We start from the raw sequence: 17,293 nt of genomic DNA on the forward strand, positions 1-17,293 counted from the left end.
CCGCCGGGTAGCGGTTCGCGGTCGGGTCCTTCGCCGGCGGTCACTTGTTCGCCACCGACTCCGCGATCCGGTCCAACCGCTCACCGATTCTCGCCACCTCGGATTCGGCGACCTCACGCCGGGTCCGGATCTTGGCGACGACGTTGTCGGGCGCCTTGGCCAGGAACGCCTCGTTGCCGAGCTTGGCCGTCGTGGTGGCGAGGTCCTTCTGTGCGGCCGCGAGGTCCTTTTCCAGCCGGCGACGCTCGGCCTCGAGGTCGACAGTGCCGGAGGTGTCGAGTTCGACGGTGACGGTCGCGCCGGACAGGCGTACCTGAACCGCCGCCGTGGCGGAGAAATCGGCACCTGGTTCGGTGAGCCGGGCCAGGCTGGCGATCTCACTGCGCTGCCCGTCCAGATCGGCGGCGTCGATGCCGTCCAGAGTCGCGGCGACCTTCTGCTTGTCGGTCAGTCCCTGATCGCTGCGGAAGCGGCGGATCTCGGTGACCAGCTTCTGCAGATCGGTGATGCGCTGTGCGGCGACGGTATCGGTGGCGATGCCGTTGTCCTGCGGCCAGGCCGCGACCACCACCGATTCACCTGCCGCCCCCTCGGTGAGAGCCTGCCACAGCGTTTCGGTGACGAACGGCATGGCCGGATGCAGCAGTCGCAGCACCGAATCCAGCACCGTGCCGAGCACGATTCTGGTGGTCGCGGCGCGCTGTTCGGATTCGGCGAACTGCACCTTCGCGAGTTCGAGATACCAGTCGCACAACTCGTCCCAGGCGAAGTGATAGAGCGACTCACACGCTTTGCCGAATTCGTACCGATCGAAGGTGGAGTCGACTTCGGCGCGAACCTGGTCGAGCCGGTCGAGAATCCAGCGGTCGGTATCGGTCAGCTCGTCGCGGGCCGGCAGCTCGCCGGTCGCCGCACCGTTCATCAGCGCGAATTTGGTGGCGTTGAACAGCTTGGTGACGAAGTTGCGTGAGGCCTGCACGTGGGCAGGGCCCACCGTCAGGTCGCTGCCCGGCTGGGCACCGCGAGCCAGGGTGAAACGTGTTGCGTCGGCACCGTATTCGTCGATCCACAGCAGCGGGTCGACGCCGATCCCCTTGGACTTGGAGTATTTGCGGCCGAGTTCGTCGCGGATGAGCCCGTGCAGGAAGACATCGTGGAAGGGCACGTTGCGCTCCGGCGCCCCCTTACCGGTGGCAATCGCCGGATCGTCGGAGACGAACATGCCGAACATCATCATCCGGGCCACCCAGAAGAACAGGATGTCGTATCCGGTGACCAGCACACTCGTGGGATAGAACTTCGCGAGTTCGGGGGTGGCGTCGGGCCAGCCCATCGTGGAGAACGGCCACAGGCCCGAGGAGAACCAGGTATCGAGGACGTCGGGGTCCTGGACCCACCCGTTGGGTGCCTGCTCGTCGGGGCCGAGGCAGACGACCTCACCTTCGGGGCCGTACCAGATGGGAATGCGGTGCCCCCACCACAGCTGCCGCGAGATGCACCAGTCGTGCATGTTGTCGACCCACTCGAACCAGCGCGGCTCCTGGGAGGCCGGGTGGATCTGCACCGCACCGGAACGCACCGCGTCACCGGAGGCCTTGGCCACCGACTCCACCTTCACCCACCATTGCATCGACAGGCGCGGTTCGATGGGTTCCCCGGAACGCTCGGAGTGCCCGACGCTGTGCACGTACGGCCGCTTCTCCGCGACCACGCGCCCTTCGGCGGCGAGCCGCTCCCGAATCTTGACGCGGGCCTCGAACCGGTCCATACCGTCGAATTCGGTTCCGCTGTCGGCGATCTTGCCGGTCTTGTCCATGATCGTCGGCATCGGCAGGTTGTGCCGCAGGCCGAGTTCGAAGTCGTTCGGATCGTGGGCGGGGGTGATCTTGACGGCGCCGGAACCGAATTCGGGATCGACGTAGTCGTCGGCGACGATCGGAATCTGGCGGCCGGTGACCGGGTGGTACACGGTGGTGCCGATCAGCGAGCGATAGCGCTCGTCGTCGGGGTGCACCGCCACCGCGGTGTCACCGAGCATGGTCTCCACACGGGTAGTGGCGACGATCACGTGCGGTTCGTCGTCGTTCAGCGATCCATAGCGCAGCGAGACGAGTTCGCCCTCGACGTCCTCGTATTTCACCTCGACGTCGGAGATTGCGGTCTGCAGGGTGGGCGACCAGTTCACCAGGCGCTCGGCACGGTAGATCATGCCCGCGTCGTAGAGCCGTTTGAAGATGGTCTGCACCGCACGGGACAGGCCCTCGTCCATGGTGAAGCGGTCGCGGCTCCAGTCGACGCCGTCGCCGAGACGGCGCATCTGTCCCTGGATGGCGCCGCCGGACTCGCGCTTCCATTCCCAGACCTTCTCGACGAACTGCTCGCGACCGAGGTCCTCCTTGGTCGTGCCGGACTCGGCCAGCTGCTTGACGACCAGGTTCTGGGTGGCGATTCCGGCGTGATCCATTCCGGGCAGCCACAGCACCTCGTAGCCCTGCATGCGCTTGCGGCGGGTGAGCAGGTCCATCAGGGTGTGATCGAAGGCATGGCCCATGTGCAGATTGCCGGTGACGTTCGGCGGGGGCAACACGATCGAGTACGGCGGCTTGTCGCTGGCCGGGTCGGCGGTGAAGTAACCGGCCGCTACCCAGCGCTCGTACAGGTCGGCCTCTACGTCGCCGGGGTTCCAGCTCTTGGGGAGGGCGTCGGCACGATTTCGCGAGTTATCAGGGGCTGCGCTGGTCACCGTGCGATTCTACGAGTTGGGCCGCGAGCCGCCACACTGCCCTTCGCACCCGGCGCCGGAACGCGCCCGGACACCCGCATGCAGCCGGTGGTAGGACAGGGACCACGGAAGTCTCACGCGACCGGTGAGCGCACCGGCCCACGGCGAGCCGGAGGGGACAGGGCGAGACACCGCAGCATCGCCGAGGATGGCGTAAGCGAGGCTTTCGGTGGATGAGGGACACCGAAAACCCCGCCCACATCTTCGAGACTACCGGCGAATCGACGCCGTGGCCCCGATCCAAAGGCAATTCTCAGCTTCGGGCCGAACTCGTTGCGCAGGTGCGGGTTTGCCGCTGGTACCACCGTTCCACCGCAGTCACACCGGAGCGCGGCGGGCTCAGTGCGGCACCAGCACCGACAGCGCACCGGGGTCGGCGCGGAAGGTGGCGGGCAGCCGCTCGGCCGGATCGCCGTCGGCGGTCGCCGGCACGTCCGCGGCCACGGTGACGGCCTGTGCGCGATGGTGAGTAACCGCCGGGTGTTCCACCCGCCGACCGGCGGCCAATGCGGGCAGCATCCGGATCAACTGGGCCCGTGACATCGCGCCGACGACGGTGAGATCGAGCAGCCCGTCGTCGAGGATCGCGTCGGGGCAGATGAGCATGCCGCCACCGTAGGTCCGGGTGTTACCGACCGCCACCATCACCGCATCCGTCTCGATCACCCGCGGGCTCGTTCCCTCCGGACCGCCGGACAATTCGATCCGAAACGGCACCGCGAGCTGTCCCAGTAGTTCGGGGACCGCGGCACAGGAGTAACGCAGCGACCCTTTGGGTCGGCGCATCCGGTTGGCACGCAGTGTTACTCGCGCATCGAAGCCGGTGGCGGCGACGGTCGCGAACCGCATCGGACGCGGCAGTGTGGAGACCGCGGCCGGGTCCGACGGGTGTGGACCGTCCGATCCGGCGGGCTCCTCGATCACGCCCAGGTCGATGGTGCGCACCACACCGCCGAGCACGATCTCGGCCGCGGCCCGCGAATCACCTTTCGGCACACCGAGTTCGCGTGCGAGATCGTTGCCGGTGCCGCCGGGCAGCAGCCCGAGCGCCACATCGGTCCCGGCCAGCGCCTGCACGGTCACGCAGACCAACCCGTCGCCACCCGCGCAGACGACGGCATCGGGGCGGTCCGCCGACTGCACAGCGGCCCGCACCAGAGCTACCGTGTCCGCGGCATCGGCACCGCGGATCTCACGTACCCGCATGCCGTGCTCGGCGAACAGGGCTGCCGCAGCCGTGGCGGCGGCGAGCCCGCGACCGTGCCCGGAATGCGGGTTGATCACCAATGCGACGGACCGGATCTGGCGCCGGCTCACCGACGTGTTCATGGAATCAGCTTGCCCGGGTTGAGGATTCCGGCCGGATCCACCGCGTCCTTGACCGCGCGCAGTACCCGGACGCCCAGTTCACCGATCTCGGCGCCGATCCACGGCCGATGGTCGGCACCGACGGCGTGGTGGTGAGTGATGGTGCCCCCGGCATCGACGATCGCATCGCCGGCAGCGCGCTTGGCCCGAGCCCATTGCGCCAGGGGATCCTCGGCCTGCTTGGCCACCACGGTGAAGTACAGCGAGGCGCCGGTGGGGTAGGTGTGCGAGATGTGGCACATCACCAGCGCCGGGGTGCCCTGGGCGCCGAGCGAGTCGCCGAGCGCGGTGGTCACCGCCTGCTTCAGGTGCGCGATATTCGACCAACCGGTGGCGGTTTCGAGCGTTTCGCACAGCACACCGACGTCGAGCAGCGCATCGCGCAGGTAGGGCGCCGCGAAGCGGCCGTGTTCCCATTCCCGGGCGGCCTGCTCGCCCAGTGCCGTACCACCGAGCGCGGTGAGTAGTTCCTGTGCCTCGGCGCTGCGGGCCGCGACATGCGCCGCGGTGCCCTCGAAGGTGGTGACGGCCAGGCAGCCGCCGACCGGTGTCCCGCCGACATCGCCCGACCGGGCCAGATTCAGGCCGGTCTCCGCCTCGTCGGACAGTCGCAGCACGGTGGGGGCAGCGCCGTGCTGGATCACGGTGCGCAGCGCATTGGCTCCGGTCGCGAAGTCCGGGAAGGTCCACGCCTGGTAGCAGGTGGTTTCCGGTACCGGGTGGACCCGCAACGTCACCTCGGTGATGACGCCGAGCACACCTTCGGACCCGGCGAACAGCTCACGCAGGTCGGGGCCGGCCGCCGACGCCGGGGCGCGGCCGAGATCAAGGGTGCCGGTGGGGGTGGCGACCTTCAGGCGCATGACCATGTCGTCGAACCGGCCGTACCCGGCCGACGCCTGTCCGGAGGAGCGGGTGGCCGCGAATCCGCCGATACTGGCGAATTCGAAACTCTGCGGGAAGTGGCCCAGTGACAGCCCGTGCCCGGCGAGCAGTTGCTCCGCCTGCGGGCCGGTGAGCCCGGCACCGAGAACCGCCGTACCGCTGACCGGATCGACGTCACCCAGGCTGTCCAGGCGGCGCAGATCAAGGGCGAGGACCGTGTCGAAGCCGCCCCGGTCCGGTTCGACACCGCCGACCACACTGGTTCCACCACCGAACGGCACCACCGCGATCGACTGCTCCGCACAGTAGGCGAGCACGGCCAGCACCTGATCGTGATCGGCCGGGAAAACGACCAGGTCGGGTGCGTCCTGCGGTGCACCACGGCGGCGCCGCAGCAGGTCCGGAGTGCTCTTACCACCGGCATGGAGCAGGCGGTCACGATGTTCGCCGCTGACGTGCTCGGCACCGACCAGCGCGGCCAGTCCCTCACGCTGAGCAGCGGTCGATCGCGATTCACGCAGCTCTACCTCACCCTCCGCGCGACGGGCCACCGGCTCTCCGGATACCGCGAAAACCTGCGCGATCAGTGCGCGGATCTGTTCCGGCAGCGGAGCATGGGCCGCGGCGACCCCCCAGGCATCCCACACCATCTCCGGGCGCTCGGACGCGTGTTCCGCGCGCGGGGCACCGGACTGTGCCGCGGCGTTGTTCTGTCCCATGTCGACCATGCGTTACAGTCTTACATAGATTGTCAAGCAGTAAACAGCGCACCCGATAGCGAGTCTGTTCATGGAATCGAGTCGAGACACCGACAACCCTGCCGACGCGGACGTGTCGGCCATCGACCTGGCGATCCTGGCCGCCGGCCGGGCGTGCGTCGAGGAATTCGGGGTCCGGCGAACCACACTCAGCGAGGTCGCCCGGCGTGCGGGAGTCAGCCGACCGACGGTGTACCGCCGCTGGCCCGATACCCGCTCACTGATCGCCGAACTGCTGGTGCGCGAGCTGAACGACATCACCGAGGCGAGCGTGCCGACCACGGGTCCGGCCCGGGACCGGCTGGTCGAGGGGATCGTCGAGGGGGCGGCGCAGATCCGATCGAATCCGCTGTTCGCCAAGATCTTTCGCATCGACACCGATCTGATGCTGACCTACGTTTTCGGCCGGCTCGGGCGCAACCAGCGGCAGTTGCTCGCGGTGTTCTCCGCGGCGATCCGCGAGGGACAGCGCGATGGTTCGATCCGCGCGGGCGACCCCGACCACCTGGCCACCATGCTGCTGCTGATCGTCCAGTCGACGGTGCAATCGGCCAACACCGTCGGCCATCTCCTCGACGAAACCGGCCTCGATATCGAGCTGGCCCGCGTAGTCGACCGCTATCTACGCCCCGACCTCGACTGACCCACCTCCAGCGACATCGACCCAGGAAGCGAGAACCGCATGCCCGACAGAACTGCATCGGCGCGCACCGGGCGCGGCGATTGGGCGCTCAACACCGCTCGCCGCAGTCGCGAACTGCGCGAACTCGGCGACGCGGACCGGATCGACGTTCTGGTCGTCGGCGGCGGAATCACCGGCGCCGGCGTCGCGCTGGACGCCGCCGCGCGCGGCTTGCGCACCGTGCTCGTGGAGGCGCACGACCTGGCCTTCGGTACCAGCCGGTGGAGCTCCAAGCTGGTCCACGGCGGCCTGCGCTATCTGGCTTCCGGTGGCGTCGCGATCGCACACGAGAGCGCAGTGGAGCGAGACGTGCTGCTCACCACCACGGCGCCGCATCTGACGCGCGCGATTGCACAACTCGTCCCTGCATACAGCGGTATCACCGCGCAACGTGCGCTGGTGCGGGCCGGATTTCTCGCCGGTGACGTGTTGCGGCGCACCGCCGGAACATCGCCGGCAGTGTTGCCGCGCTCTCGCCGGGTAGCGACCGCCGAGGCACTGCGACTGGCACCCACGCTGCGACGTGCCGGACTGCGCGGCGGCATGGTCGCCTGGGACGGTCAGCTCGTCGACGACGCACGGCTGGTAGTCACCATCGCCCGCACGGCCGCAGCGCACGGCGCCTCGGTCCTGACCCGCGTGCGCGCGGAGCAGGTGACCGGCGAATCAGCTGTCCTGCACGACACCCTCACCGGCGAAACCCTCACCGTGCGGGCCCGCACGGTGATCAACGCCGCCGGTGTCTGGGCCGACCGCGTCGATTCGAGTATCGAATTGCGCCCCAGCCGCGGTACCCACCTGGTATTCGATGCGGTGACTTTCGGTGGGCTCGACGCATCGCTCACCATTCCGATCCCGGGGAGCACCAGCCGTTTCGTCTTCGCCTTCCCGGCTGCACACGGCCGGGTCTACCTGGGGTTGACCGACGAGGACGCGCCCGGCCCCGTCCCCGACGAACCGCAGCCCACCGAATCCGAAATCGACTTCCTGCTCGACACCGCCAATACCGTGCTGCGCGAACCGTTGCGGCGCAGCGATATCCGGGGTGCGTTCGCCGGGCTGCGCCCCCTGCTGCGGACCGCCGACGACGCCACCGCCGATATCTCCCGCGAACACGCAGTACTGCACTCCCCCGGTGGTCCGATCACGATCGTCGGCGGCAAACTGACCACCTACCGGCAGATGGCGCAGGATGCGGTCGACGCCGCCGTCACCGCCGCCGGGCTGACCGCCGGCCCATGCCGTACCACCCGGCTGCCGCTGGTGGGTGCGGTGGCCGGACAGGCCCGCGACCGTGTCGCCGCCGCACCCGTACTGGTCGGCCGTTACGGCGATCAGGCCGAGCAGGTGGTGGATGCCATGCGGCGCGACCCGCACCTGGCAGAGCCGGTGGCACCCGGGATCGATGTGGTCCGCGCCGAGTTCGCCTACGCGCTCTCCCATGAGGGCGCGGTCGACGAAGACGATCTGCTGGACCGTCGCACCCGAATCGGGTTGGTCGGCTCCGACCGGGCCGCCGCCTGGTCTGCTGCGCGGGACGCGGTCGCCGAGGCGGCATCGGGATAAGCCGGTGGCAGCTATCCGTGTGCCACGGCCGGGCGTCCGGCCCCGGTCAGCGCACCCGAATCGGCCGCTCAGCTCGGATTGCCGCCGATCCGGAACCGCACGCCGAGCGGGTCCACGACCGCCGCGAGACGACCATAGGGCGAATTCTGCGGCTCCATCTCCACCGAACCGCCGAGCTGCACGATCTGCTTCGTGGCGGCGTCCACATCGTCCACGCCGAAATACACGTTCCATCCACCGGTAGCTCCGGGCTCGAGCATCGCCGACGCATCCATCACACCGCCGAGCATCGGAGTCGCGGAATGGATTGTCGTATAGCGAAATTCAGGAATGTCCGATACCACGAACGGATCCCGCCAGTCGAAGACCTCACGATAGAAGGTGAGCGCCTCGGAATAGGTCGGCGTGTGCAGCTCGAACCACGACGGACGCCCCGCGTGGTCCTTCCACTGGCCGCCGGAGACGATACCGACGGCACCGAAACCGCGGTGCACGCCCGGCTGCCACGCCCCCACGCCGGCACCGGACGGGTCAGCGAATACGGCCATGGTTCCCAGGTCGCCGACGGCCATCGGCTCCACCACGACCGCACCGCCGTGCTTCGGTACGGAGGCTGCGGTCGTGTTGGCATCGGTCGTGGTCAGGTAGGTGGTCCACTGGTCCGGCCCCTCGGCGCCGCCCGGGTTACGCATTCCTCCGGCGACGGCGTTGCCGTCCTTACGGAAGGTGAGATAGCCGCCGTATTCCTCGGCGACCTCGACCGTCCAGCCGAACAGTTCACCGTAGAAGGTGATGGATCGTTCCGGATCGGAGGTGAACAGTTCGACCCAGCACGGGTCTCCGGGCTCGAATGTGTAGGACATGATCGCTCCTCGGCGTAGTGGCTCTCTCTCACCTGTACGACGACCTGGACCACACGATCTCATCGGTCCCGACCGATGGGCTATCCGCCGCTGACCACGCAGGCGTAGCCGATCCGGATACCGACTCCCACCGGGAGAACCAGGGTGGCTGCGGTCGGCTGCCCGCCCTGGACGGCGCTGAGCGTGTGCTGCCCGGAATAGGCCGGGGTCCACTTCAGCAGCGCATACGCCCCGCCGGGCCGGGCGACACCGATCGGTGTGCCGTTGTCGTAGAAGGTGACCGGCGCACCGGGGTCGGTGACATCGGCCTGCAGGGTGTAGTCGCAGTCGCTGCCGTAGTTGGTCGCGATACCGAAATTCATGTCGGGCATGGCGCCGAGCCGGGTCACCTCGGCGTGTGCGGCGGGCGGGGCCGCGACACACAGCACCGCCGCGATACCGAGGATGCCGCCCCCGAGAGTGTGGGCGACGCGACGCCCGGCCGGATGAATGACAGTTCTGTTGTGCATGATGCCGTCCTGGTCGTAGGCACCGGGTTCCGGCGCGGTCCGAGACTGCTTGAATTGCGCGACCACCTCCCCGCGAGTGCCGCACGATCTGTCGGCACGATACCCCGGTCCCGGCACCACACGACCGCTATTTGTGGCGATTCACTGCCGACACCGGCGGGCCGGAGGGCATGCTCGGGGCGAACAGGAGGACGATGGAGACATGCACCGCAAACCGCCCACTCGCGATATCGACGAAGCCGAACTGGCGGTGAACCCGCCCAAGCAGCAGGCCGCCGGGATGACAGCGGTCGCGATCGCGCTGGGGCGCGCGGTCGAGGAGATGGGTGTGGTCCGCACCGCACGGACCCTGACCCGGCTCAATCAACGCCACGGCTTCGACTGCCCCGGGTGCGCATGGCCGGAACCGACCGGACATCGCAGGCCGGCCGAATTCTGCGAGAACGGCGCCAAGGCGGTAGCCGAGGAAGCCACACTGCGCACAGTCACCCCGGAGTTCTTCGCCGGCCATTCGGTCGAGCAATTGGCCGAGCGCACCGGATACTGGCTGGGACAGCAGGGCCGGATCACCCAGCCGGTGGTACTGCGCCCCGGCGACACCCACTATTCCCCCATCAGCTGGGAGCAGGCGTATCGCTTGATCGCCGGCACGCTGCGTGAGCTGGACTCGCCCGATGAAGCGGTGTTCTACACCTCCGGCCGTACGGCCAACGAGACGGCATTCCTCTATCAGCTGCTGGTGCGCAGTTTCGGTACCAACAATCTGCCCGACTGCTCGAACATGTGTCACGAATCCTCCGGCACCGCACTGACGGGTTCGATCGGCATCGGCAAGGGCTCGGTGACGATCGACGACTTCACCGCGGCCGACCTGATCATCGTCGCCGGGCAGAATCCGGGCACCAACCATCCCCGCATGCTGTCCGCGCTCAGCAATGCCAAGGAGCACGGCGCCACGGTGGTCGCGGTCAATCCGCTTCCGGAGACCGGCCTGATCGGATTCCGGGATCCGCAGACGATCAAGGGATTCACCTCGGGGACCACCATCGCCGACGAATTTCTGCAGATCCGCCTCGGCGGGGATATGGCCCTGTTCCAGGGGCTTGCGAAACTGTTGTTCGACGCCGAGGACCGTGCCCCCGGCACGGTGGTCGACCGCGGATTCGTCGACTCCCGTACCGCCGGATTCGCCGAGTACGAAAAGTACATGCGCGCTGTCGATCTCGACGAGGTGTCCGAGGCAACCGGACTGACCCGCGACCAGCTCGAGCACACCGCGCGGCTGCTCGCCCGCTCGAAGTCCACCATCATCTGCTGGGCGATGGGACTGACGCAGCAGCGTTACGGTGTCGCCACCATCGAGGAGGCGACGAATCTGCTGCTCATGCGCGGCATGATCGGCAAACCCGGCGCCGGGGTCTGCCCGGTGCGCGGCCATTCCAACGTGCAGGGCGACCGCACCATGGGCATCTGGGAGCAGATGCCCGAGACCTTCCTCTCCGCACTCGAGACCGAATTCGGTGTCCCGATTCCCCGCGCCCACGGCTGGGACACCGTCGACTCCATCCGCGCCATGCGCGACGGCCGGGCCAGGGTCTTCATCGGAATGGGTGGCAATTTCGTCTCCGCCACACCCGACACCGAGGTCACCGAAGCGGCGCTGCGCGCCTGCGATCTCACTGTGCAGGTGTCGACCAAACTCAACCGCAGCCATATCGTGCACGGTCGGACCGCCCTGATCCTGCCGACCCTGGGGCGCACCGATCTCGATATTCAGGACGGCACGAAACAGCAGGTGTCGGTAGAGGATTCGATGTCGATGGTGCATCTGTCCACCGGCAGGCTCACCCCGGTCGGCGACGACCTGCGCAGTGAGGTCGCCATCGTGTGTGAACTCGCCCTCGAGCTGTTCGGATCCGGGCATCCCGTGCCGTGGGACCGCTTCCGGCGCGACTACGACACCATCCGCGACGCCATCGGGCGGGTGGTCCCCGGATGCGCCGACTACAATCGGAAAGTCCGCGAACGCAACGGTTTCCAGCTGCCACACCCGCCGCGCGACAGCCGCGAGTTCCACACCGCGACCGGGAAGGCGAATTTCGCGGTCAACGAACTGCGCTGGCCCGAGATTCCCGCGGGCCGGCTGCTACTGCAGACACTGCGCAGCCACGACCAGTACAACACCACGGTCTACGGCCTCGACGACCGTTATCGCGGAATCAGCAACGCCCGCCGGGTGGTGCTGGTACACCCCGACGATATCGCCGAATTCGGTTTCACCGACGGCGATCTGGTGGACATCGTCTCCGAGTACAGCGACGGAGCGCAACGGCGGGTCACCGGTTTCCGCGTCGTCGGTTACGCCACTCCGCGTGGTAACGCCGCCGCCTACTATCCGGAGACCAATCCCCTGGTTCCGCTGGATCACGTCGCCGAACGGTCCAACACCCCGGTGTCCAAGGCAGTCGTCATCCGGCTCGAACCGCACCGCCACGTCACCGGTTGAGCGCCGGCCCCCGAACTACGACAGTATCGACCAGCACAACGAGGCAGCTTGTGAGCAGAGTAACCGCGCGCAAACCGACCCGCCGCATCACACCGACGGGCGTCGTCTCCCGGCCCGACACCCTCGCCGTGGAGGAACCGCTGGAAATCCGTGTCGACGGCATCTCGGTGACGGTGACCATGCGAACGCCCGGGCACGACATCGATCTGATCCACGGATTCCTGTTCAGCGAGAACATCATCGAATCGGCCGACGACATCGTCTCGGCGCGCTACTGCGCGGGAACCGACGATCAGGGCCGCAATACCTACAACGTTCTCGACATCAGGTTGCGCACACCGGTACCCATCACGCCCCGGGGTTTCGTGACCAACAGTTCGTGCGGCCTGTGCGGTACCACGGCACTCGATCAGGTCCGCACCCGCAGCCGATTCCCGTTGCCTGCGCCGTCACCCCTGATCGATTCCGCACTCCTGGCTCGGCTGCCCGACGTGTTGCGCTCGCGGCAAACGGTTTTCGACGTTACCGGCGGCCTGCACGGGGCAGGATTGTTCGCCACCGACGGCACGGTCCTGGCGGTACGTGAGGACATCGGCCGGCACAATGCGGTCGACAAGGTCGTCGGCTGGGCCCTGCGGGAAGGGCGAGTACCCGTCGCCGAGACGATCCTCATCGTCAGCGGCCGCGCCTCCTTCGAGCTGGTACAGAAGGCTGTGATGGCGGGCATCCCGATACTCGGCGCGGTCTCGGCGCCGAGTTCGCTGGCGGTGGATCTGGCGGCCGACAACGGCCTCACCCTGGCCGGATTCCTGCGCGGCGACACCATGAACCTCTACAGCGGCGCGGACCGCATCCGGATCGTCAGCACCGAGACCGTCGGCGCCTGATTCCCGCTCCGAACACCTCCCCCTCGCTGGAGGCTACTGCTACCCTGCCAACTAGAACACGTTCCAATTCAGTGGGAGATGACATGGCAGCGCAGCAGGTCCGGGAAACAGCCGAACGGTACGTGCAACTGGTATCCACCGGTCCGACCGCGGAGATTCTGGCGCTCTACGCAACCGACGCCGTCGTCGAGGACCCGATCGGCAGCGACCCGCGCCACGGCCACGAGGCCATCGCCGAGCTGTACAACGCGTTGGAGTCCATGGAGCGCAAGACCGAACTGCACGCGATCCGGGTGGCGGGCAATCATGCCGCCCTGTCGTTCACACTGGTCGGCGAAGTCGGCGGGCACCGGATGACCCTGTCCGCCATCGATGCGATGGAATTCGACGAGCAGGGCAAGATCACGTCGATGCGGGCCTACTGGGGGCCCGAGGACCTGCTCAGCGAAAAGATCTGACCCCTCGGTCTCCGCTACGCCTGCGCCACCTCTTGTCCGCCGGCCGCCCCCGGCTTACCGTAAGTCGCAACCGGTGAACGGGAGGGCGGCTGATGCGGATCTCGATGCGCGGCACCGAGGGTGGAGTGCGGGTTCGGGTGCGGCTGGACGTGAACCGGCGCCGGTGGCTGATCACGCGGATCTCGCTGTGGCTGCTGGCGCTCACCGGTATCTACACCGGCGTCTGGGCGGTGTTGTTCCCGGCGGCCTGGTACCGCTCGTATCCGGGGCTCGGATTGGACTGGGTCGCCGCCGACGGCCCGTTCAATCATCATCTTGCCGCGGATGTCGGCGCCTTCTTCCTCGGCTTCGGGGTGCTGAGCCTGGCCGCGCTGTATTACGGCGACAGCCTGGTCGCCCGAGTCGCCGGCATCGGATGGCTGGTCATGGGCGTCCCGCACGTCGTCTATCACGCCGCCCACCGTCCCGAGCAACTCGGCAGCTCGAACTACGCCCTGAGCCTGTTCGCGGCGCTGCTCCTGCCGATACTGGCGGCGATCGTCGTGGTAGCCGCACCACGCGAACGTGTTCGGCTGCGTGACCCGGCACCGATGACTATTCGATTCCCGCGCCGTCGGAACAGATGAGGCGCCGGTAACAGGCTCGAGATTCCCGGCGATGAGTAAAGCATCGGAGAAAGGTTCAACGGCGAACTACGGGAGATCAGCGAGGACCTCCGATACGGGCGCGAACGGGCAACCGGTCGTCACCGCCTCCGTCGAACAGAATCGTCCGAAGCGCGTCATCGACGCGACCGCGCAGCAGTGCGGTCGTGCCGCGACGAGCGGCGACTACCGCTACTCCCTTCCGCCACCAACGATTTCGGCACGCGGGACTGCCGCCAGCGTGCGCAGCGCGTTGAGAAAGCCGCGGCGGTCGGCCTCGTCGAGACGCTCGAGCAGCGCCGCCTCTCCAGCCTGAATGTCGGCCTGGGCGGCCTGCGCGAGCGCCCACCCGGAATCGGTGACGGCCAGCAGGCGCGCCCGCCTGTCGGCGGGGTCCGGATAGCGTTCGATCAGCCCGCGCGCCTGCAGATCGTCGAGTACCGCGATGATGCGCGTCTTGTCTGCTCCGATCTCCTCTGCCAGGACCCCCTGCCCCCGCGCCCGCCCACGCCCCAGCGTCAGCAGTACCGAATACGCCCACATGGTCAGGCCGTGGGATTCGAGAACGGGCCGCTCCGCCGCCATCAGAGCACGACCGAGCGGAACGATCACCGCCGCCAGATCGGGTCGCAGTTCTGCCATGCCGAACAAGATACGTCCCCGTCCGGCGCCCCTTTCGCCCCAGTCTCATGTCGCCGGGGCAGTCCACTGCGGTGAGCGGCCGAGCAGGGCCAGAGTTCGCGCCAGCACATCCGGGGCCTCCCGATCCGCGGTGGCTGGAGCGAATGGCGCACCGGGAACCAGTCTCTCCTCACCGTCGGGCACGGCCTGCGCGATCTCCAGCGCCCGCCCGGCCACCCGCTCGTCCACGGCATACGGCACGGCGAGCGCCCGCGCCACATCCCAACCGTGCACGACATAGTCGACGAAATGAAACCCCACGGCCAGCTCACCGGGAGCAACGAATCCCGGCCCGAACTCGGGAAGTTCGAAATCACGTTGCAGCACACCGATTTCGGAGAATGCCGCCGACACCTCGGCAGCGGCGGCCGCGTAGTCCGCGACCGGATCGGACGACTGCCGCACCTGCCACGTCGACAGCTCGCCACCGTGGCCACGCGCGGCCGCGGCGAAGCCGCGATGCTGCGCGGTCATATGGGCGAGCAGTTGCGCGAGATCCCATTCGGCACAGGGAGTTGGTCGGGACAAATCGTCTGCCGTCGCCATCGACACGATTGTCACGGTGTAGTCGACCGCCACACGGTCCAGTTCGGAAATATCATTCATATGCCTATGGTAGGCATATGTATATCGTCTGTCTAAGCGTAATATTTTGTTCGGCATACTGAGATGTGAGTCACAACGAGGTCCCGTCACATGAACGGACGCTGCCTCGTCCAAGGGGATGAACCATGTTCGGAAGGGAGAATCATGAGTGTCACCCGCATCCCCCCGGTCTCGCCTCGAGATGCTCGCCCGCTGACCCGGCTGATGTACCGCATCACCAAGCGCCGCTACGGCGAGGTGCCCGAGCCGCTCGCCGTCACCGCCCATCACCCGAAACTCCTGACCGCCTACGCGCTGCACGAAACTCTCGTCGATCGGGCCACGTCCGTCGTGGCTCCGGATATCGCCGAGATCGCCGTGTACCGCGTGGCCTGGACGGTCGGTTGCTCGTGGTGCGTCGACTTCGGCACCATGCTGATGCGGCTGAGCCACCTCGACGTGGCCAAGCTCGAGCAGATCGCCGACTACGCGACATCGGACGCCTACAGCGAGGACGAACGCGCAGCCATCGCCTACGCCGACGCCATGACCGCCACGCCCACCACGGTGACCGACGAGCAGGTCGAGGATCTACGCGCCCGCTTCGGTGACGACGGCGTGGTGGAGCTGACCTATCAGATCGGCCTGGAGAACTCGCGGGCGCGGGCCAATTCGGCACTGGGCATCACCGCACAGGGATTCAGTACCGATTCTTGCCGCGTGCCCTGGGCTCAGGGCTGAGAACACACGAGCGGGGCGGGAGGTCTACACCTCCCGCCCCGCTGCGAACTCTCGGCGACGATCCGGACCGGGCCGGGACCGGCGCTAGGCCGACTTCTCCCGGCGTTCGGCCGCCTGGCGCTTACGCGGCACGATGGTCGGCAACACGTTGTCGTTGACGGTCTCGCCGTTGATGACGACCTTGGCCACATCGTCGCGGCTGGGAATGTCGTACATCACCGGAAGCAGCACTTCCTCCATGATGGCCCGCAGACCACGAGCACCGGTGCCGCGCAGAATCGCCTGGTCGGCGATCGCCTCCAGCGCGTCCTTGGTGAATTCCAGGTCCACACCGTCCATCTCGAACAAGCGCACATACTGCTTGACCAAGGCGTTCTTCGGCTCGGACAGAATGCGTACCAGTGATTCCTTGTCCAGATTGGTGACCGAGGCGACCATCGGCAAGCGGCCGATGAATTCGGGGATAAGTCCGAATTTGATCAGATCCTCGGGCATCACCTCGGCGAAATGATCGGCGGTGTCGATCTCTGCCTTCGACCGGACCTCGGAACCGAAACCGATGCCGCGTTTACCGATGCGGTCCTGCACGATCTTCTCCAGCCCGGCAAAGGCGCCGGCCACGATGAACAACACGTTCGTGGTGTCGATCTGGATGAATTCCTGATGCGGGTGCTTACGACCACCCTGCGGCGGCACACTCGCCTGCGTGCCTTCGAGGATCTTCAGCAGTGCCTGCTGCACGCCTTCGCCGGATACGTCACGGGTGATCGAGGGATTTTCGCTCTTGCGGGCGATCTTATCGACCTCGTCGATATAGATGATGCCGGTTTCGGCGCGCTTGACGTCGTAATCGGCGGCTTGAATCAGCTTGAGCAGAATGTTCTCGACATCCTCGCCGACGTAGCCGGCCTCGGTCAGCGCGGTCGCGTCCGCGATGGCGAACGGGACGTTCAGCATCTTGGCCAGCGTCTGCGCAAGGTAGGTCTTACCGCAGCCGGTGGGACCGAGCATGAGGATATTGGACTTCATCAGCTCGACCGGCTCACCACGGCTGTCGCGGCCTTTGTCACCGGCCTGAATGCGCTTGTAGTGGTTGTAGACGGCCACGGCCAGCGTGCGTTTGGCCGAATCCTGGCCGATCACATACTGCTCGAGGAAATCCCGGATCTCGGCCGGCTTGGGCAGCTCGTCGAGTTTGACCTCACTCGACTCGGCCAGCTCCTCCTCGATGATCTCGTTGCAGAGGTCGATGCACTCGTCGCAGATGTACACCCCCGGTCCCGCAATGAGCTTCTTGACCTGCTTCTGACTCTTTCCGCAGAACGAGCATTTCAGCAGATCGCCGCCATCACCGATGCGCGCCATCTCGTGGGTCCCT

The 17,293-nt window shown here is 67.1% G+C and carries 15 protein-coding genes; 7 read left to right on the top strand and 8 right to left on the bottom strand.

The genetic code is table 11. From position 1 onward, the window contains the following. Positions 1–40: 40 nt before the first annotated feature. The 3 genes from NV2_RS03030 to NV2_RS03040 all read right to left on the bottom strand — a co-directional run bounded on the left by NV2_RS03030 (position 41) and on the right by NV2_RS03040 (position 5,685). Positions 41–2,743, bottom strand: coding sequence for a valine--tRNA ligase (locus tag NV2_RS03030; protein ID WP_067868656.1), 2,703 nt, complete (start codon positions 2,741–2,743; stop codon positions 41–43). A 378-nt stretch (positions 2,744–3,121) separates the two neighbouring features. Beyond that, the gene (locus NV2_RS03035) at positions 3,122–4,111 is read right to left on the bottom strand and encodes a YegS/Rv2252/BmrU family lipid kinase (RefSeq protein ID WP_067868659.1); all 990 of its coding nucleotides are present in this window, start codon (positions 4,109–4,111) and stop codon (positions 3,122–3,124) included. Beyond that, on the bottom strand, positions 4,108–5,685 hold the full coding sequence (locus NV2_RS03040; protein ID WP_067869338.1) for an FAD-binding oxidoreductase: 1,578 nt from the start codon (positions 5,683–5,685) through the stop codon (positions 4,108–4,110). The genes NV2_RS03035 and NV2_RS03040 overlap by 4 nt, the downstream gene beginning before the upstream one ends. Positions 5,686–5,824: 139 nt before the next feature. Between NV2_RS03040 and NV2_RS03045 the strand changes: the two genes are divergently transcribed. Both NV2_RS03045 and NV2_RS03050 read left to right on the top strand, forming a co-directional pair. After that, entirely contained in the window at positions 5,825–6,436 is a 612-nt protein-coding gene (locus NV2_RS03045) for a TetR/AcrR family transcriptional regulator (protein ID WP_067868671.1), read from the top strand. A gap of 39 nt (positions 6,437–6,475) precedes the next feature. Beyond that, positions 6,476–8,041, top strand: a complete 1,566-nt coding sequence (locus NV2_RS03050; RefSeq protein ID WP_067868674.1) for a glycerol-3-phosphate dehydrogenase/oxidase — start codon at positions 6,476–6,478, stop codon at positions 8,039–8,041. A 68-nt stretch (positions 8,042–8,109) separates the two neighbouring features. Here the strand turns inward: NV2_RS03050 and NV2_RS03055 are convergent, their stop codons facing one another. Continuing rightward, positions 8,110–8,904, bottom strand: coding sequence for a VOC family protein (locus NV2_RS03055; RefSeq protein ID WP_067868677.1), 795 nt, complete (start codon positions 8,902–8,904; stop codon positions 8,110–8,112). Positions 8,905–8,984: 80 nt separating this feature from the next. Continuing rightward, positions 8,985–9,413 carry a hypothetical protein gene (locus NV2_RS03060; RefSeq protein ID WP_157102713.1) on the bottom strand — a complete coding sequence of 143 codons (429 nt, stop codon included), beginning with the start codon at positions 9,411–9,413 and terminating at the stop codon, positions 8,985–8,987. 202 nt (positions 9,414–9,615) lie between these two features. On the opposite strand from NV2_RS03060, the gene NV2_RS03065 reads away from it, so the two are divergent. The 4 genes from NV2_RS03065 (at position 9,616) to NV2_RS03080 (ending at position 13,890) form a co-directional block, all read left to right on the top strand. After that, on the top strand, positions 9,616–11,919 hold the full coding sequence (locus NV2_RS03065; RefSeq protein WP_067868685.1) for an FdhF/YdeP family oxidoreductase: 2,304 nt from the start codon (positions 9,616–9,618) through the stop codon (positions 11,917–11,919). Positions 11,920–11,969: 50 nt separating this feature from the next. After that, on the top strand, positions 11,970–12,806 hold the full coding sequence (gene fdhD / locus NV2_RS03070) for a formate dehydrogenase accessory sulfurtransferase FdhD (RefSeq protein WP_067868687.1): 837 nt from the start codon (positions 11,970–11,972) through the stop codon (positions 12,804–12,806). A gap of 83 nt (positions 12,807–12,889) precedes the next feature. After that, a complete protein-coding gene (locus tag NV2_RS03075) occupies positions 12,890–13,264 on the top strand; it encodes a nuclear transport factor 2 family protein (RefSeq protein WP_067868689.1) in 375 nt (124 codons plus the stop codon). A 92-nt stretch (positions 13,265–13,356) separates the two neighbouring features. Next, positions 13,357–13,890 (top strand): hypothetical protein, encoded by a 534-nt coding sequence (locus NV2_RS03080; RefSeq protein WP_067868691.1) that lies wholly within the window; start codon positions 13,357–13,359, stop codon positions 13,888–13,890. Between the two features lie 210 nt (positions 13,891–14,100). Here NV2_RS03080 and NV2_RS03085 read toward each other — a convergent pair whose 3' ends face one another. After that, a complete protein-coding gene (locus NV2_RS03085; protein WP_067868694.1) occupies positions 14,101–14,550 on the bottom strand; it encodes a MarR family winged helix-turn-helix transcriptional regulator in 450 nt (149 codons plus the stop codon). 45 nt (positions 14,551–14,595) lie between these two features. Further along, complete coding sequence (locus tag NV2_RS03090) at positions 14,596–15,195, bottom strand: TIGR03086 family metal-binding protein (RefSeq protein ID WP_067868697.1); 600 nt, start codon at positions 15,193–15,195, stop codon at positions 14,596–14,598. Positions 15,196–15,336: 141 nt separating this feature from the next. On the opposite strand from NV2_RS03090, the gene NV2_RS03095 reads away from it, so the two are divergent. After that, on the top strand, positions 15,337–15,915 hold the full coding sequence (locus tag NV2_RS03095; RefSeq protein WP_444980691.1) for a carboxymuconolactone decarboxylase family protein: 579 nt from the start codon (positions 15,337–15,339) through the stop codon (positions 15,913–15,915). Between the two features lie 84 nt (positions 15,916–15,999). On the opposite strand, the gene clpX is transcribed toward NV2_RS03095, so the two are convergent. Further along, entirely contained in the window at positions 16,000–17,280 is a 1,281-nt protein-coding gene (clpX, locus tag NV2_RS03100) for an ATP-dependent Clp protease ATP-binding subunit ClpX (RefSeq protein ID WP_067869340.1), read from the bottom strand. Positions 17,281–17,293 lie beyond the last annotated feature (13 nt).

The organism is Nocardia vermiculata NBRC 100427 (assembly GCF_001613265.1).
Classification (GTDB): domain Bacteria; phylum Actinomycetota; class Actinomycetes; order Mycobacteriales; family Mycobacteriaceae; genus Nocardia; species Nocardia vermiculata.

Coding starts and splice junctions, on each gene's coding strand:
- NV2_RS03035 (WP_067868659.1), bottom strand. CDS start 4,111: ATGAACACGTCGGTGAGCCGGCGCCAGATCCGGTCCGTCGCATTGGTG.
- NV2_RS03040 (WP_067869338.1), bottom strand. CDS start 5,685: ATGGTGTGGGATGCCTGGGGGGTCGCCGCGGCCCATGCTCCGCTGCCG.
- NV2_RS03045 (WP_067868671.1), top strand. CDS start 5,825: ATGGAATCGAGTCGAGACACCGACAACCCTGCCGACGCGGACGTGTCG.
- NV2_RS03050 (WP_067868674.1), top strand. CDS start 6,476: ATGCCCGACAGAACTGCATCGGCGCGCACCGGGCGCGGCGATTGGGCG.
- NV2_RS03055 (WP_067868677.1), bottom strand. CDS start 8,904: ATGTCCTACACATTCGAGCCCGGAGACCCGTGCTGGGTCGAACTGTTC.
- NV2_RS03060 (WP_157102713.1), bottom strand. CDS start 9,413: ATGCACAACAGAACTGTCATTCATCCGGCCGGGCGTCGCGTCGCCCAC.
- NV2_RS03065 (WP_067868685.1), top strand. CDS start 9,616: ATGCACCGCAAACCGCCCACTCGCGATATCGACGAAGCCGAACTGGCG.
- NV2_RS03075 (WP_067868689.1), top strand. CDS start 12,890: ATGGCAGCGCAGCAGGTCCGGGAAACAGCCGAACGGTACGTGCAACTG.
- NV2_RS03080 (WP_067868691.1), top strand. CDS start 13,357: ATGCGGATCTCGATGCGCGGCACCGAGGGTGGAGTGCGGGTTCGGGTG.
- NV2_RS03085 (WP_067868694.1), bottom strand. CDS start 14,550: ATGGCAGAACTGCGACCCGATCTGGCGGCGGTGATCGTTCCGCTCGGT.
- NV2_RS03090 (WP_067868697.1), bottom strand. CDS start 15,195: ATGAATGATATTTCCGAACTGGACCGTGTGGCGGTCGACTACACCGTG.
- clpX (WP_067869340.1), bottom strand. CDS start 17,280: ATGGCGCGCATCGGTGATGGCGGCGATCTGCTGAAATGCTCGTTCTGC.